Annotated in this window: 12 protein-coding genes and 1 pseudogene; all 13 read left to right on the top strand. The window is 63.2% G+C overall.

The features are described from left to right. Position 1: 1 nt before the first annotated feature. The 13 genes and pseudogenes from IMW75_RS22905 to IMW75_RS22845 all read left to right on the top strand — a co-directional run bounded on the left by IMW75_RS22905 (position 2) and on the right by IMW75_RS22845 (position 15,593). Positions 2–1,027, top strand: a complete 1,026-nt coding sequence (locus IMW75_RS22905) for a polysaccharide biosynthesis/export family protein (RefSeq protein WP_045061561.1) — start codon at positions 2–4, stop codon at positions 1,025–1,027. 16 nt (positions 1,028–1,043) lie between these two features. Beyond that, entirely contained in the window at positions 1,044–2,636 is a 1,593-nt protein-coding gene (locus tag IMW75_RS22900; RefSeq protein WP_205893853.1) for a GumC family protein, read from the top strand. Continuing rightward, positions 2,633–3,736: a glycosyltransferase family 4 protein gene (locus IMW75_RS22895; RefSeq protein ID WP_045061573.1), complete on the top strand. Its 1,104-nt coding sequence runs from the start codon at positions 2,633–2,635 to the stop codon at positions 3,734–3,736. Before IMW75_RS22900 ends, IMW75_RS22895 begins: the two co-directional genes overlap by 4 nt. Continuing rightward, on the top strand, positions 3,733–5,100 hold the full coding sequence (locus tag IMW75_RS22890; protein WP_205893852.1) for an O-antigen ligase family protein: 1,368 nt from the start codon (positions 3,733–3,735) through the stop codon (positions 5,098–5,100). Before IMW75_RS22895 ends, IMW75_RS22890 begins: the two co-directional genes overlap by 4 nt. Then, entirely contained in the window at positions 5,097–6,065 is a 969-nt protein-coding gene (locus IMW75_RS22885; protein WP_205893851.1) for a glycosyltransferase, read from the top strand. Before IMW75_RS22890 ends, IMW75_RS22885 begins: the two co-directional genes overlap by 4 nt. Continuing rightward, complete coding sequence (locus IMW75_RS22880) at positions 6,058–7,194, top strand: glycosyltransferase (RefSeq protein ID WP_205893850.1); 1,137 nt, start codon at positions 6,058–6,060, stop codon at positions 7,192–7,194. The genes IMW75_RS22885 and IMW75_RS22880 overlap by 8 nt, the downstream gene beginning before the upstream one ends. 12 nt (positions 7,195–7,206) lie before the next feature. Then, the gene (locus IMW75_RS22875; RefSeq protein WP_045061566.1) at positions 7,207–8,208 is read left to right on the top strand and encodes a polysaccharide deacetylase family protein; all 1,002 of its coding nucleotides are present in this window, start codon (positions 7,207–7,209) and stop codon (positions 8,206–8,208) included. Beyond that, the gene (locus IMW75_RS22870) at positions 8,205–9,509 is read left to right on the top strand and encodes a lipopolysaccharide biosynthesis protein (protein WP_045061567.1); all 1,305 of its coding nucleotides are present in this window, start codon (positions 8,205–8,207) and stop codon (positions 9,507–9,509) included. Before IMW75_RS22875 ends, IMW75_RS22870 begins: the two co-directional genes overlap by 4 nt. Beyond that, positions 9,506–11,419 (top strand): hypothetical protein, encoded by a 1,914-nt coding sequence (locus IMW75_RS22865; RefSeq protein ID WP_205893849.1) that lies wholly within the window; start codon positions 9,506–9,508, stop codon positions 11,417–11,419. The genes IMW75_RS22870 and IMW75_RS22865 overlap by 4 nt, the downstream gene beginning before the upstream one ends. Positions 11,420–11,442: 23 nt before the next feature. Continuing rightward, a complete protein-coding gene (locus tag IMW75_RS22860) occupies positions 11,443–12,687 on the top strand; it encodes a GNAT family N-acetyltransferase (protein ID WP_205893864.1) in 1,245 nt (414 codons plus the stop codon). Further along, positions 12,659–13,456: a ChbG/HpnK family deacetylase gene (locus tag IMW75_RS22855; protein ID WP_045061569.1), complete on the top strand. Its 798-nt coding sequence runs from the start codon at positions 12,659–12,661 to the stop codon at positions 13,454–13,456. Before IMW75_RS22860 ends, IMW75_RS22855 begins: the two co-directional genes overlap by 29 nt. Before the next feature lie 96 nt (positions 13,457–13,552). After that, positions 13,553–13,696: pseudogene (locus IMW75_RS27060) on the top strand (PaaI family thioesterase); the annotation flags it as partial. A gap of 196 nt (positions 13,697–13,892) precedes the next feature. Next, complete coding sequence (locus IMW75_RS22845; RefSeq protein WP_205893847.1) at positions 13,893–15,593, top strand: amidase; 1,701 nt, start codon at positions 13,893–13,895, stop codon at positions 15,591–15,593. The last annotated feature ends 129 nt before the right edge of the window (positions 15,594–15,722 follow it).

Genomic DNA, 15,722 nt, shown 5'->3' with positions numbered 1-15,722 from the left:
CATGAACGCCAGAATGCTTGTCCTGCTGTTGCTGCCGCTTGCAGGTTGCTCCAGCACCTCCCAAGAAACCCAGTCGATGCCGGTGCAGATTCTTACGGCTGCACCGACCAATGCCCAGGCCACTGACGTGCCCCAGGTCGAGCAGACCCTGCGGCCCCAGGATGTCCTGGACGTGATCTTCCACGTCAGCACCAGTGGCTCTGACGCCTACCGCGTGCAATCGGGCGATATGGTTGCGCTGAATTTCACCGCGGCCAGCCAGCTCAACGGTAACCAGCTGGTACTGCCCGACGGCACCATCGAGCTCCCGGGGGCCAATACTTCGGTGAAAGTCGAAGGCCTGACCCGCGAACAGGCCCGCGTGGAGATCCAGCGTGCGTATGAGCGCAAGCAGCTGTTCCAGCCCAATCGCAATACGCTGTCGCTCAATGTGGTCAGCCCGCTGACCAACGAGCAGAACCTCAAGTCGACACTCAACCACCCCAATACCGGCATGAGCCGCGAGATCATCGTCGGCACCGACGGCTACGCCAGCTTTCCGGAAATCGGCGCCGTACCGCTGCAGGGCATGACGGTCAACCAGCTGGAAACCTTCCTCAATAAACGCTACGCCACCCTGCCGGGACGCATGACCGTGGACGTGCTGCTCAAGTCCACCGCCGGCAACGAGATCTACGTACTGGGCGAAGTCGGCCAGCCGGGCTCCTACCCGATTCGCCGTCCGGTGTCGGTGCTCGAGGCCCTGACCATGGCCCGCGGCTCCAACGTCAAGGCGCGCCTGGACTCGGTAATGATCATGCGGCGCAACGGCAACCAGGTCACTGCCCATCGTTATGACGTGGAGAAGGCGCTGTCCGGCGATGCCACGCAGATCGCCTACCTGCAGCCTGACGACATGCTGTACGTGCCCAAGACCAAACTGGCCAGCGCCGGCGAACTCGCCAGGCAACTGGCGGACGTGGTGCTGTTCCAGGGCGTGGGCATGAGCTTCAGCTACCGCGTCGACAACAAAGGCAGCGACAACTAACTCTCAGGTGACCGTCATGAATCCAAAAGAAAACTACCTGCACGAGTTTTTCAGGATCTTTTTCGCCAACAAGCAGTTGGTGAAACGAGTCTTCCTGATCTTTGCAGTGATCGCACTGATCTTGCCGCTGATGCTCAAGCAGAGCTTCGATATCACCGCCCAGGTGATCGTGCAGTCCAAAAAACTCTCCCAGGGAGATGCCACCACCTCCCTCAACCAGGAGAACGCCTCGTTCATTCCGCCATCGCTGGCAGACATGGAAACCGAGAGCAATATCCTGCGTTCGCCGGGGCTGATTCGCGAAACGCTCAGCCAAATGCGCGAGAACAGCGAGTACACGCCGCCGGTGAGCACGTTCAACAAACTGGTAGCGCAGCCATTCAAGGACTACGTCACCACGCCCATTCGCGAACACCTGATCAATCCTGTGCGTAATGCACTGGGCCTGGAAACCGACCCGGTACGGGACACCGAACTGGATGCACTGACGCAGCAAGCCATGAGCGACCTGAAGGTCGAAACCCTGCCCGGTTCCAACGTGATCTCGATCGTCAACAGCTCACCCGACCCGGCCCAGGGCACCAAGTTCGTTGCCGCCCTGCTGCAGAACTACCTGGTCAGCCGTCAGGCTCTGCAATCCATCGACCTGCCGCAGAGCTTTTACGAAACCAAGAAAATGCAGTACCAGGTGCGTCTCGATGGCCTGGAAGGCAACCGGCTGACACTGCTTGAGGGCGTCGGCTCGGCTGATCCTCGGGAAGAAATCACTTTCCGCCTGAACGCCATCAACACCGAGGAGCAGGCACTCAACCTCTACCAGGATCGCCTGCTGCAAAGCAAACGCTGGCTCGACTACCTGAAAACCAGCCTGGCTGCGGCCAAGGACGCCAAACTCAACGACTACTCCTTCCCCTACACCTTTACTACCACCACCGACAACGTGGCGTTCGAGGATCGCGAGGTCAAGCAGCTCGGCGAACTGCTGATCAGCCAGGTCAGCCGTTACATGAATGACCTGTCGGTGTTCCAGCCTGGCAGCGAGCCCATGTTGCTGCAGCGCGAACAGATCACCCGGACTCGCGGGCAGTTCCTCAAAGTGGTGAACAACCGCATTCAGGAACGCACCGCCGACCTGGCCGTGATCGGCTCGGTGATCGACCAGAAAACCGCGCGCATTGCCCAGTTCAAGAACCGCATCCACCAGTTGCAGGAAACCCAGAGCAAGTTGCGCCAGATGGACACCGAGATCGAGGCATTGCACGCCGCGTTCTCCACCTACGCCCAGCGCTTTGCCGAAAGCAGCACCGCCCGTTCGCTGGACAACGACCTGTCCAACGCACGGATTCTCAGCCCACCGTTCGAGCCTACGGAAGCCGCATTTCCCAAACCGATGCTGATCATCCCATTGGGACTGCTCACCGGTTTGCTGCTGGCGATCGCCTTCGTCTACGTACGTGAGTTCTTCGATCACCGCTTCAAGCATCCAGCGCAAATCACCCACGAACTGGGCTTGCCAGTGCTGCTGGTGATCAACGATCAGAACGTCGAGCCGATCAACCCGCACAAGAACTGGACCGTGCCGCGCTTCGCGCATTGGGTGCGCAATTGAACGCGCCGCTCAGCCAGACTGCACCTGCAAGCACCCTGCCGATCATTCATTTGCTCAGCAGCGGTGGCTTCTATGGGGCTGAGCGGATGTTGCTCGATCACTGCCTGGCAACACCCGGGCAGCACCAGGTGCTGTTTCTGGATGCGCCGCCGGAGCTGATCGCGCGGTTTCGCGAAGCCGGCGTCGACTGCCGCAGTTGCGCGGGGCTCAGGGCCTTGCTCAGGCACCTGCGCCAGCGCCGCCGCGAGCGGCCGCTGATCAACACCCATAATTTCAAGGGCCTGTTGTTCGGCTGGGTTGGCGCGACGCTGTTGCGCCTGCCGCTGGTGATCACTCAGCACGGCTTCACCCCGCGCAGTCGCAAGCAGAAGTTCTACACCTGGCTCAGCCTGCAATTGTGCCGCACGGCTTCGGTGGATCGCGTGGTCTGCGTCGCCGAAAGCATCGCCGTGTTGCACCGGCAAGCCAGGGTCGGGAGGATGAAGCTGCAGGTGATTCCCAACGGTTTGCCAGCCGCCACCGGCCAGTTGCTCCCAAGTACCGACCGGCAGCGCTTTCTCGCCGGTTACGTTGGGCGGCTGAGCAGTGAAAAAGGTCCGGACCTGTTTCTCGATGCGCTGATGCCGCTCTGTCAGCAATACCCGCACCTGGACGCCGTGATGCTCGGCGACGGCCCGGAACGCGAGGAACTGCTGGCACGCATCGACGCAGCGGGTTTGCAGGAGCGCATCCGCTTGCCCGGTTACCAGACGGACATGGGCCAGTGGTGGCGACAACTTGATGCGCTGGTGATCAGCTCGCGCACCGAGGGCACGCCGATGATTCTGCTGGAGGCGATGCAGGCCGGGGTGCCGGTGGTGGCGTTCGCGGTCGGCGGGATTCCCGACGTGCTGCAGGACCGACACAACGGTTTGCTGGCAACGCCGGCCGACAGCAGCGCCCTCGCCCGCCAGATCGGTACGTTGCTGTCCGAGCCGGCACTGACCGGCGAACTGATCGACAACGCAAGACGTACGCAACAGGATCGCTATGACCTCAAGGCCCTGGCCGAACGCTGGTCGCAGCTTTATATCCGTACTGCACGGGAGGCACGCGCGTGATTGTTCCGCTCTCGATCGTCAGTTTGCTCGCCCTGGTCTGCCTTGGTTTGCTGGCCAGCCCTTTTCCTTTCCTGGCGCCGGGGGTGGTCCTGGGCCTGGTCGGCGTCGCGGTCCTGTACCGCAAGCCGACCTGGGGCCTGTTGGGCATCGCCGCCATCCTGCCGTTCGAGGGCCTGTTCAAGGACAGCGCCTTTCCCGGTTCGAAAATCCTGGGTGCCTCGCTGGTGCTGATCCTGATGTTGCAACTGGCGATGCACCAGCTGCCGGCCGAACGCTTGCGCAGCAATATCTGGCGCTTTCTGCTCAGCTTCATGGCGTTGTACCTGCTCAGCCTGCTGAACAGCGACAACATGAGCGTATCGCTTGGGCATCTGCGTGACCTGAGTGTCGGCCTGGTGCTGTTTATCATCACCTTGCTGATTGGTCGCGAACTGAATCTGAACACCTTTGCCAAACTGGTCACCCTCAGCGTCGCGGTGACCTGCGCCATGACGCTGTTCTCCGTTAAATACCAGGACGCCGGGCGTGCTGCCGGCTTGTTGAAAGACCCGAACAATTTCGCCCTGATGATCGCCTTTGCCGTGCCCCTGGCGCTGTTTCTGGTCATGCGTAGCTCGAACATGCTGCACCGGCTGTTCTGGGGTGGGTGCACCCTCCTGCTGTTGGTCGGCATTACCAAGACCGAATCTCGTTCGGGCCTGGTGGTGCTGTTTATCAGCCTGTTGATCGGCGCCTGGCACTACCGGGCATTGCTGCCCCGCATCCGTCCACGGCACCTGGGGTTTGCCATGCTGGGTCTGGCAATCGTGATTCCGCTTGCGCTGTACGCGATGCCGGCCAGCTACATCAAACGCATCGAGTCCTTGAGCATCCTTAGCTCCGGCGCCAGGAGCCAGGACGCATCCCTGGGCCGCCGCGCGTCCTACATCGTGGTCGGCAGCGGGATGATTGCCGAGAACCCGTTGATCGGCACCGGTCCCGGTACCTTCCCGCTGCACTACGCAGCCACCGGCTATTCAAAGGCCTTCGCCTTCAACAGCAACCCCGAAGAACTGTACCGACACGCGCACAATACCTACCTGGAGATTTTCAGTGAGCTGGGGATTCCTGCCGGGCTGATGTTTGTCGGCATGCTCGGCCTGGCCATGTACAACCTGACGCGGGCGCGTCGCGCCTGGAGGCAGCGCGGCAATAGCGAGCAAGTCGACATGCTGACGCACCTGAGCATGAGTTTTCTCTCGTTGACACTGTTCCTGATGTTCCTCAGTGCGCCGAACCACAAGTACCTGTGGATCATGCTCGCGCTGACCAGCGTGCTACGTATCAAAGCTGAAGAAAGCGCTCCGTTCGAGGCTCGGACATGAACAGCATCAGCATCGTCATCCCGATGTTCAACGAGGCGCGGCATATTGGGCGCACGCTGCTCGCCGCGCAGAAGGCCGCGCATGCCGCCGACCTGCAATGCGAGCTGATCGTGGTCGACAATGGCTCCACTGATCGGGGCCCGCAGATTGCCCGGCAGTTCGGCGCCCAGGTGCTGGTGATGCCTGGCCTGGCGATCGGCGCCTTGCGCAATCGCGGTGCCGCCGTCGCCAGCGGTCACTGGCTGGCCTTTATCGACGCCGACATCGAGATGCCCGAGGACTGGCTGACCCGGCTGATCGAACTCGACGCCGGCGGCCAGGCCGATGTATTTGGCCTGGACCTGCACACCCCCGCCGAAGCGCCCTGGTACGCGACCGCCTGGCAGCGCCGTACGCTGCGCCCCAGCGCCCATACCGTACAGACGGTGGACTGGCTGCCCAGTGCCAACCTGCTGATGCAGCGCAGCTGGTTCGACAAGGTCGGCGGTTTCGACGAAAACCTGCGCACCGGGGAAGACAAGGAGTTCACCCTGCGCCTGGGCAAACACGGCGCGCGCCTGCTCACCGCCAACCAAAGCGTGGCCCTGCACTGGGGTTACGAAGGCAGCTGGCGGGAATGGATGGGCAAGGAAATGTGGCGTCAGGGCAGTCATCTGCAATTGCTGCGCACCCACGGCATGAGCCTGCGACTGCTACGCTTTCCGTTGTTGTCGATCATGGCCTGGGTGGTGGATTTTCTCGCCATTTCAGCACTGCTCAACGGCTACCCGCATCACGCGCTGCTGATGTTTGTGCTGACACTGTTGCCGGCGCTGATGCTGAGCTTGCGCCAGAGTGCCAGGCACCGCAGCGTCGGCCTGACGGTGCAACTCTGGGGCTTGCACTGGGTGCGTCTGCACCTGGCCGGCGCCGCGTTCATTCTCAGCCTTTGCCAATGGAATGCCAGGAGGCCCGCCCGTGGCTGAATTCATTTTCTGGATGTGCCTGCTGCTGCCGGTGTACGCCTATCTGGGTTATCCCGTGCTGCTGACGTTGCTCGCACCGCTGTACCCGGCGCGCCGTCCGGCGCCGGCGCCACCGATGAACGTGAGCATCGTGATTGCCGCCCACAACGAGGCGCGGCACATCGAGGAAAAACTGCGCACGCTGCTGGCCCAGGATTACCAGCCACGCTCGCTGCAAATCATCCTCGCCAGCGACGGCTCTACCGACGACACCGTGGCCTGTGCGCGCAAGGTTGTCGACCCGCGCATCACAGTGCTCGACCTGCCCCGCGGGGGTAAGGCCGCGACCCTCAACGCCGGGGTAGCACTGAGCAGCGGTGACATCCTGGTGTTTACCGACGCCGACAATCAATGGGCCACCGACACCCTCGGCCACCTGCTCGCGCCGCTGACAGACCCTGCGGTCGGCGCCTGCGCCGGGCACATGGTGATCCCGGTGACCGGCAAAGGCCTGAGCATCGGCGACAGCCTGTATCGACATTACGAAGGCTGGTTGCGCCGGGTGGAGAATCGCACCGGCTGCATGGTCTCCGCCGATGGCGCGCTACTGGCGTTGCGACGCGAGTTGTTCCAGACCGTGCCGGCAGAGGTCAACGATGATTTTTTTATCAGCACCTGTGCGCCTGTGGCGTTCAAACGCATCGTTTACGTGCCCCAGGCCCAAGTGATCGACCAGGGCGTCGACGAGGCAGACAAACAATTCCGCCGGCGCCAGCGCGTGACCGTCGGCGGTCTGCAAAGCCTGGCCCAGCGCCGCGAACTGCTCAACCCGTTCAAGCACGGGCTGTACGCCATCGCGCTGATCAGCCACAAGCTGATCCGCCGCCTGGCGCCCATCCTGTTGCTGCCGTTGTTGCTGAGCAATTTCTGGCTGTGGCAGGAGCATGCTTTCTACCAAGTGTTCCTGGTCGCGCAACTGCTCGGTTACGCGATCGCTATCGCCGGTCTGCTGGACTCGCAACACCGCCTGCCCAAACCCTTCCGCCTCGCCGCCTTCCTGCTGGTCACCCTTGCCGGGATGAGTATCGGGCTGTGGCAGTTCCTGCGCGGTCAACGCTATGCACGATGGAACCCCGAACAAAATCGCTGAGAGGATGGAACCATGGGGATTATGCAATTGTTCAAACAGACCAGCGGATGGCTCTACCTGAACTCGTCAGTGGGGCGCAATCAACTGCACGGCGCCGGGGTGATCCTGATGCTGCATCGGGTGCTGCCCGATGACGACGCCGCCGACCTGCCCCATCGCAACGAACTGTGCATCGGCACCCAGGCCTTTGACCACTTTCTGGGCTGGCTGAGCAGGCACTTCGACTGCGTGCCGCTGATGGACATCCTGCAACCCACCCAAAGCCCGACGAAGCGGCCAAGAGTGAGCCTGACGTTCGACGACGGCTGGCGCGACAACGCCCTGCACGCCTTCCCGGTATTGCTCAAGCACCAAGTGCCGGCGAGTATTTTTCTCTCCAGCGATTTCATCGGCAGCCGCCAGCGGTTCTGGTGGGAAAGCCTTGGTGAAACGCTCTGGGGCAGTCATGGCGAGGAGGCGCGGATACACCTGATCGAATCCCTGCAACAGGCCGGCCGGCCACTGCCGGCGCAGTTGCACGATGCCAACGAGCAACGCCGCAGCCTGGCGCTGCTGCGCTTTCTGCAAAGCCTGAAAACCCTGCCGCCCCAGGCGCTCAGCCGACTCACCGACGAGTGTCCGGCCGAATCCATGCCCCAGGCACTGGACTGGCAGCAGGTGCGCGAGCTGGAAAATTCCGGGCTGGTGCGCTTCGGTCCGCACGGGGCCAGCCATGCGATCCTCACCGGGCTCGACGATCGCACCCTGGCGGAGGAAATCCGCCGTAGCCGCGATGCGCTGCACAACGGCTGCCAGCGACCGTTGCCAGTGTACTGCTACCCCAATGGCGACAACGATGCACGGGTGCGGCAACAGGTCGCCGACCATGATTTCCCATTTGCCCTGGGCACCGCTGCCGGGATTTACCGTGGCCACCCGGATCCGCTGGCACTGCCCAGGTTCGGCGTCAGCCAAAGGGTGGCGCGCAATCCGCAGTTGTTGTCCTGGCGCATCTGCCGCGGAGCCCGCGCATGAGTCGCAACACGTACCTGAAAAACCTGGCTTTGAGCATGGGCACCAAGCTGGCGATGATCGCCGTGCGCCTGCTACGCAACGTTTTGCTGGCGCGGATTCTGGGGCCAAGCGAGCGTGGTCTGTTTGCCCTGCTCAGTACCCTGCCCGAACTGATCAGCGCCGCCACCAGTGGCGGGCTAAATTCGGCCGTCGGCTTCCAGGCAGCGCAGCATCGGCCCATGGGTCTGTTGCTGAGTCAGGTATTGGTGTACGGCTGCTTGCTCGCCGGGTTGCTGACGTTGGTGGTGGTGGCGCTGACGCGGGAGTTCGGCAGCGAACTGGACATCACCCTGCAACTGGGTTTGCTCGCCTGGTTATTGTTGTTGGCGGTGCCGCTGACGGTACTCAAGAGTGGCCTGTTGACGCTGCACAACGCCTCGGGCAACGTGATGGCGTTCAACGTCTTGCGCCTGATCGAATCGGTGGCGCCGCTGCTGCTGTTTCTCGCCCTGTTCTGGATGTGGAAAAACGCGGCGCTGGAAGCCGCGTTGATCAGTTGGCTGGCCGGGCTCAGCATGGTGGTGCTGACCGGCTGGATCTGGCTCAAGCGAGCCCAGCCGGTGATCTTGCAGTGGGACCGGGCCAGCCAGAAAGAACTGCTGCGCTACAGCGCCCGCAGCCATCCCGACCTGTTGTTCCAGCAGGTGATCCTGCGCTCCGACTATCTGTTCATCGGCGCCCTGTTAGGTACCACGGCCCTGGGCCATTACGCGATGGCCAGCGCGGCTGCGGAATTGCTGCTGATCGTTCCCGAAGCCGTGACCACTCCGCTGATGAAGAACCTGCTGCAGCAGGAAAAGGGCATTGAGAAACTCACGCCCCTGGCATTGCGCCTCACCGCCACGGTGATGATCGGTGCGTGCCTGTCCATGGCGCTGATCGGTGAATGGCTGATCATTACCTTGTTCGGCGTTGCCTATCAACCGGCCTACCCGGCCCTCCTGGCGCTGCTGCCGGGCCTGCTGGGCCTGTGCTACATGAGCATCCTGCGCCTGGACCTGCTGGGCAAGAACCGTCCCGGCGCGATTTCCATGCTGATGGGTTTCAGCGCCCTGCTCAGCCTGCCGCTGAACCTCATACTGATCCCCGCCTATGGCATCGTCGGTGCAGCAGCGGCTTCTTCAATTGCCTACCTGGCGGTGACTGTGGCGCTGCTGCTGCTGTACTGCCACTTGAGCCGGGTGCCTATCTGGCAAACCCTGATCATCCTGCCCAGCGACGTGGCGCCCATGCTGCAAATGCTGCAACGGAAGTCGGCATGAAGTGGCTGTTACTGTTCATCAGTCTGAGTCTGAGCGCCGAAGCCGCCCCCATGCGCTGGGCGCAAATTCGCGACGGCAGCCTGTACCTGCAACCCGATAGTCCTGACACCCTGACCGTGCGCTGGACGCCGGCCTGGCAGGCACAAGCCAACGAAGAACAGTTGTACCTGATCGATGGCCAGGGCAAATTGCAGGCCGAACGCAAGATCGCCGCGAGTGAAACCAGTGGCAGCCAAAGCTGGCCGCTGGCACCGAGCGCGGCCAGTTATCGCCTGGAAATTCCAGGCTACAGCTTCCGCCGGTACACGGTTGAGCACGACGAGCGCACGGTCGCGCTGTTTGCCCCGGCCAAGGTGCATTTCAGCGCCGAACCCGGGGACAACGAGGAGTTGTACTTCAAGGTCGCGGCCGGCGAGCGCGCGGTACTGGCCGGCAAGTTCCACGGCGGCGTGGAGGCCTTACAGGCGCAACGGCTGGATGACGGCAAGCAGGTGTCGCTGGCCCTCAAACCCTACCCGGCGTATTGGCAGTTCGACAAGGTCGAATTGCCAGTGGCCGCCGCTGACCAGGTCTGGCGCCTGCGCTTGCGCGGCAGTGGCAAAGTGGCGTTCTGGCTCGATGGCACGGCCAACCTGTTTGCCCAGACCCCACAGCAACTCAAACCCTTGCGCGAGGACTTCGGCAAGACCCGCCTGACCCTGCACCCGGGCGTGATCGGCAAGACCCCGAACCTGGGCATCGCCATGCCCTACGCGTTGCCGCCGCCCTCGACTTTTGCCTTGTTCGATGCGCTCAACGCCACAGCCGCGACCCACTACAGCCTGGTCGACATCATGGCGACCCGGCCGCATTACGAAGACAAATTCCGTCGCCTGTTCCAGGAGCGTTTCGGCATCACCCAGAACCTGACCCTGCTGGCCGGCCGGTACCGAGTGGCCGACCTGCGCCTCGATGCCAACAGCACCGCCGGGCTCGATGCCTGGCTGGCCGCCACTCGCGCCCTCGGCGGCAAGGGCACGCACTACATCGGCTTCGCCGACGAGCCAAACCTCAACTACCGCGACTACGCGAGCTATCAGGCGATCTTCAACAGCATGGCTCGCCAGGTACGCAGCGACCCGGCCAATGCCAAGGCCGGCGTGCGCATTGTGATGCCAGCGAGCTCGCGGTTCATCAACGGTCCGTTCATCGAAAACGCCGAAGACCGGCGTGGCATCGACTGGGCCAGGCGCCTGCTCGCCGAATCCGGGGACAGCATCGATGCCCTGGCCTGGCACGAATGGATGGTGCGCGACCTGCTGGCGACCCGGGTCTATCGCGACAGCGTGCGGCGCGCCGCCGATCTGGTCGGGCTGGATGCCCAAGGTCGCCCACGCAAGGCCTTGCTGCTGGACCAAACCAACATGTCCAGCGGGAGCAGCCTCAGCCCGTACGACCAGGAGACCCATTACGCTTCACTGTGGTGGGCCTCGGTAGCGATCAATTCATCCCAGGATGGCTTGCTCGACATGCTCGGCTGGTTCCAGGCCGCCGACGAATCCGACCATCGCAAGGGCATGCTGCGCATGCTCGACGAAGAGCACTACGAGCTCAAACCGGTGGGATATGCCCAGCAGTTCATGCAGCAGCACTGGCTGCACGACGTGATGCGCCTGGAGAACGACGCCTTCGAAGTGGATGTGCTGGCCATGGCCAGCGACCATCAACGCAGTCTGTTCGGGGTCAACAAAGGCGCGCGCATCCAGTTGGTCAGCCTGGAGGGCACGGCCTGCCCGCTGAACAACGGCACATTGCATTACTTCGGCGCGGACAATCGCAGCCGCGAAGCACCTTTCAAATGCCAGGGCGGCCGCATCAGCTTCGAGCTGCCTGGGGAAACCTTGTTCGCCCTGCGCTGGAGCGCCTCATGAACGCCACGGACCGACCTGAACCTATGACAGCACGATTTGAATGGCGTACTTCGCTGTGTACACCCGACTTCCCGGCAGCGGCTTATGAAGCGTTGCGCCTGCGGGTCGCGGAGCACACTCCGTTCAACACGCTGGCCTGGATGTGCGCGTCGGAACAGGCCCTCGCCGTCGGATGCCAGGTGCATGTGCTGCTGGCCTGGCGAGGCGATGAGCTGCAGTTGTGCCTGCCCTTGGTGGCATCGGTGGAGCGTTTCGGCGGGTTGCCCTTCCGGGTGCTGCACCACCTGGGCTACCCCCTGGCCGATCGCCTGGCGCTGCTTGCCCGCCTGGACGCCGGGGACGTGCGCCAGGCATTGGCGCAGGTTCGCCGCAAACTGCCCCACGCCTTGCTGCAATTGAACGAGCTTTGCGCTGCCGCTGGCGAAGAAAGCGCCCTGACCCACTGGATGGCGCACAGCTCTACCGGTGAACGGCGCCTGAGTTGTCGCGTGCCCGTGCACCAGATCAGCGAGGCCGACCACCAGGAAATCTCCGGCGACCCGCGCTACAAACTGCGCCGCGCACGTAAACGCATCGCTGCCTGTGGTGCACAAGTGCGGCGCATTACCCCGGATGCGTCGACCATGGGTGCGTTGCTGCAGGCCATCAGTGAAGTCGAGGCGGTAAGCTGGAAAGGTGACGAAGGGGTGGGGATTTTTGCCGATGAGCGCCACCGCCAATGGATGAATCAAGCCTTCACCGCCCTCGCCGCCCAGGGGCTGGTGCGGGTGGTGATCCTCGAGCTGGACGGGCGCTGCATCAGTTACCGCCTGGGGCTGCTCGAACAGGGTCGGTTGTACGATTACAACCTGGCATTCCTGCCGCAATACGCCGACCTGGGCAGCGGCCGCGTCTTGCTCGAAGAGTGGATTCGCTGGGGCCTGGACGACAACTGGCGCTGGATCGATGCCTCGCGCGTCAGTCTGGAAAATTCCAGTCATCAACTGCACGAGCGCATGACCGGGCAACTGGAGCACTGGCGCTGGAGCTTCTATTCCTGGCGACCCAGCGGTATCGCCCTGGGGCTGGCCTTACGGGTCTGGCAGGCGCTCAAGCCACGGTTGCAACAATGGAAAGCGCGGCGTGCGGCCAAGCCCGTAAAACCGGAAGCGGTGCAACCAGTGGCGGCCGCCGTGGCCACGCCCACCCCCGCTGCCAAGCAGGTCAAGGCCAGGAACACCGCCATACTGGAGGGCAAACATGCCACGTCAAGTCATAGTCAACGCTGATGATTTCGGGCTCAGCCCAAATGAAAACGCCGTGATCCTCGGTGCATTCCAGGCGGGCGTTATCAGCTCTGCCACGGCCATGGCCAACATGCCGGCCTTCGAAGCCGCATGCGCCATGGCGCGGCATCCGCTGCTGACCGGTCGCATCGGCCTGCACTTCAACCTCACCTACGGCCAGCCGTTGAGCCTGGGCATTCTTTCGCGCCCGCACTTCTGCGACAACGCCGGGGTGTTCGACCTCAACCTGCCCCGCCATCGCCTCTGGCTCAGCCGCGAAGATCGCCAAGCGGTTCTGGAGGAGCTTGAAGCGCAATGGCAACGCTGCCTGGACAACGGCGTGCGGCCCAGCCATCTGGATTCCCATCAACACGTGCACAACATCTGGCCGATCGGCGAAATCGTCGCGCGCTTCGCCGCCCGCCAGGGCGTGCCGGTGCGCCTGGCGCGCAACCTGGGGCAAAACCTCAGCCTGCCCAAGCGCGTGTTCAAACGATTGCTCAACGCCCGTCTCCAGCAATTGGCCGGCGCCACAGCCGACTATGTGTGCACGCCTGTGGACCTGCGCAACGCAGCAATGCCGACCAAAGGAGTACTGGAAATCGTCGCCCACCCGAACCAAATCGGCACGGATTTCGGCGACGCTTATCTGAATCCCGGAGAGTCGCTCACGCAGTTGCTGGAGCAGCGCATGCGAGGTGTGCCGCGGGTGTCCTATGGGGCGGTGAACAGCGTCGGGCTACCCGGCGGGGCGGTGGTCGTGAAACCGTAGGGCAGAGCATCTTGCAGGCGCTGGCTTGCCGGCGATGGCGAGCTCACGGGCGTCATCGCCGGCCAGTCAGGCTCCCACAGGTCAGGAAATTCTTATAGGCTTGGCAGTGACGTTGGCCGCAAGACCCGGGTGATCTGCGAGGTGTATGCCGATGGCGTGCTGACAGCGGTGGGCGACTCGGTGTTCGTGCGGGTCGATACCGGACAGCTGGCCGCCGCTGCGCATGGCCGCGAGGGTTGAGGCTTCGGTACTTTTTTTGCCGGCGGCGCGCCCACTCTGGTGCAAAATAGGCACTCGGCCGATAAGCTCAGGCCCTGTCGCGAATGCAGTGCAACGAGAGTCATATGAATATCCAAGTTGAGAAGTGTGATGCCCCCCGGACCCAGCGTTTTGGTTCAACGAAGCACATCATTCAAACAATGTCGGGGGTAACCGCATGATCGAGGTCACTGAGGTTTCCATTGCGCAGCTGCGGGCGGCGCTCGAGTCGGGCCAGACCACCGCGGTTGAACTGGTCCAGGCTTATCTCGCCAGGGTCGATGCCTACGACGGGCGCGACACGCCGACAGCGCTGAACGCAGTGGTGGTGCGCAACCCTGAAGCCCTCGCCGAAGCGCAGGCATCCGATGAGCGCCGCGCCAAGGGCCAGACCCTCGGCCCGCTCGATGGTATTCCCTACACTGCCAAGGACAGTTATCTGGTCAAGGGGCTGACGGCCGCCTCCGGCAGCCCGGCCTTCGTCGACCTGGTGGCTTACCGTGATGCGTTCACCATCGAGCGCCTGCGTGGTGCGGGTGCGATTTGCCTGGGCAAGACCAACATGCCGCCCATGGCCAATGGAGGTATGCAACGCGGGGTTTATGGCCGTGCAGAGAGCCCGTACAACGCCGATTACCTCACGGCGCCCTTTGCTTCCGGTTCGTCCAATGGCGCGGGTACGGCAACGGCGGCCAGTTTCGCCGCGTTCGGGCTGGCGGAAGAAACCTGGTCGAGTGGCCGTGGGCCAGCATCGAACAACGGCTTGTGTGCCTATACACCTTCGCGTGGGGTGATTTCGGTGCGCGGCAACTGGCCCCTGACGCCGACCATGGACGTGGTCGTGCCCTTCGCCCGGACCATGGCGGATCTGCTCGAAGTGCTCGACGTGGTGGTCGCGGAAGATCCCGACACCCGCGGCGACCTGTGGCGCATGCAGCCCTGGGTACCGATTCCGAGCGTGGCCTCGGTGCGTCCGGCGAGCTATCCAGCGCTGGCCGCTAAGGCTGAGGCTCTGGCCGGGAAACGCCTGGGCGTGCCGCGCATGTATATCAATGCCGACCCCGAGGCTGGCACGGCAGAAGCGCCGGGCATCGGCGGGCCGACAGGCCAGCGCATCATCACCCGGGATTCGGTGATCGGGCTTTGGCAACAGGCGCGTCAGACGCTGGAAGCGGCGGGCGCGCAAGTGATCGAAGTGGATTTCCCGCTGGTGTCCAATTGCGAGGGTGATCGCCCCGGAGCACCGACGGTCTTCACTCGGGGCCTGGTGTCGAAGGAGTTTCTGCACCACGAACTCTGGGACCTGACGGCCTGGGCGTTCGATGATTTCCTGCAGGCCAACGGGGATCCAAAGCTCAACCGGCTGGTCGACGTCGACGGCCCGCTGATCTTTCCCCACGACCCAGGCACCCTGCCCAACCGCGAAGGCGACCTGGTAGCGGGCATGGACGAGTATGTGCGCATGGCCGAACGCGGCATCACACCGTGGGACCAGATCACCACGGTGCCTGACGGCCTGCGCGGACTGGAACAGACCCGGCGCATCGATCTCGAAGACTGGATGGATCGCCTGGGCCTGGACGCGGTGCTGTTTCCGACCGTCGCCGACGTGGCCCCGGCGAATGCCGATGTCGATCCCCGTTCTGCGGACATCGCCTGGAGCAACGGCGTCTGGGTCGCCAATGGCAACCTCGCTATCCGCCACCTGGGCGTCCCTACGGTGACGGTCCCGATGGGCGTGATGCCGGACATTGGCATGCCGGTGGGCCTGACCTTTGCCGGTCGTGCCTATGACGATTCATCGTTGCTGCGCCTGGCCAGTGCGTTCGAGGCCACCGGCTCCAAGCGCCTGATCCCGCCGCGTACGCCTGTGTTGTAGGGAAAATGCCTGTGGGAATTGGGGCGACATGTTGGTGGCTGGTGTGCGCTGGGTGTTAAAAGATCGCAGCCTCGTTTCACTCGACAGCTCCTACAGGGTGAGGAGCGGGGTGGGGAGTGGGTTGGGGGG

It is taken from the genome of Pseudomonas gregormendelii (genome assembly GCF_017114825.1).
GTDB classification, from domain to species: Bacteria; Pseudomonadota; Gammaproteobacteria; order Pseudomonadales; family Pseudomonadaceae; genus Aquipseudomonas; species Aquipseudomonas gregormendelii.
The sequence above is the reverse complement of the archived record's forward strand: the minus strand, read 5'-3'. Positions and strand labels throughout refer to the sequence as shown.

Excerpts from the sequence above, each read along its gene's own strand:
- IMW75_RS22885 (WP_205893851.1), top strand. The coding sequence starts at position 5,097 with ATGAACAGCATCAGCATCGTCATCCCGATGTTCAACGAGGCGCGGCAT.
- IMW75_RS22845 (WP_205893847.1), top strand. The coding sequence starts at position 13,893 with ATGATCGAGGTCACTGAGGTTTCCATTGCGCAGCTGCGGGCGGCGCTC.
- IMW75_RS22900 (WP_205893853.1), top strand. The coding sequence starts at position 1,044 with ATGAATCCAAAAGAAAACTACCTGCACGAGTTTTTCAGGATCTTTTTC.
- IMW75_RS22855 (WP_045061569.1), top strand. The coding sequence starts at position 12,659 with ATGCCACGTCAAGTCATAGTCAACGCTGATGATTTCGGGCTCAGCCCA.
- IMW75_RS22860 (WP_205893864.1), top strand. The coding sequence starts at position 11,443 with ATGACAGCACGATTTGAATGGCGTACTTCGCTGTGTACACCCGACTTC.
- IMW75_RS22865 (WP_205893849.1), top strand. The coding sequence starts at position 9,506 with ATGAAGTGGCTGTTACTGTTCATCAGTCTGAGTCTGAGCGCCGAAGCC.
- IMW75_RS22875 (WP_045061566.1), top strand. The coding sequence starts at position 7,207 with ATGGGGATTATGCAATTGTTCAAACAGACCAGCGGATGGCTCTACCTG.
- IMW75_RS22870 (WP_045061567.1), top strand. The coding sequence starts at position 8,205 with ATGAGTCGCAACACGTACCTGAAAAACCTGGCTTTGAGCATGGGCACC.
- IMW75_RS22905 (WP_045061561.1), top strand. The coding sequence starts at position 2 with ATGAACGCCAGAATGCTTGTCCTGCTGTTGCTGCCGCTTGCAGGTTGC.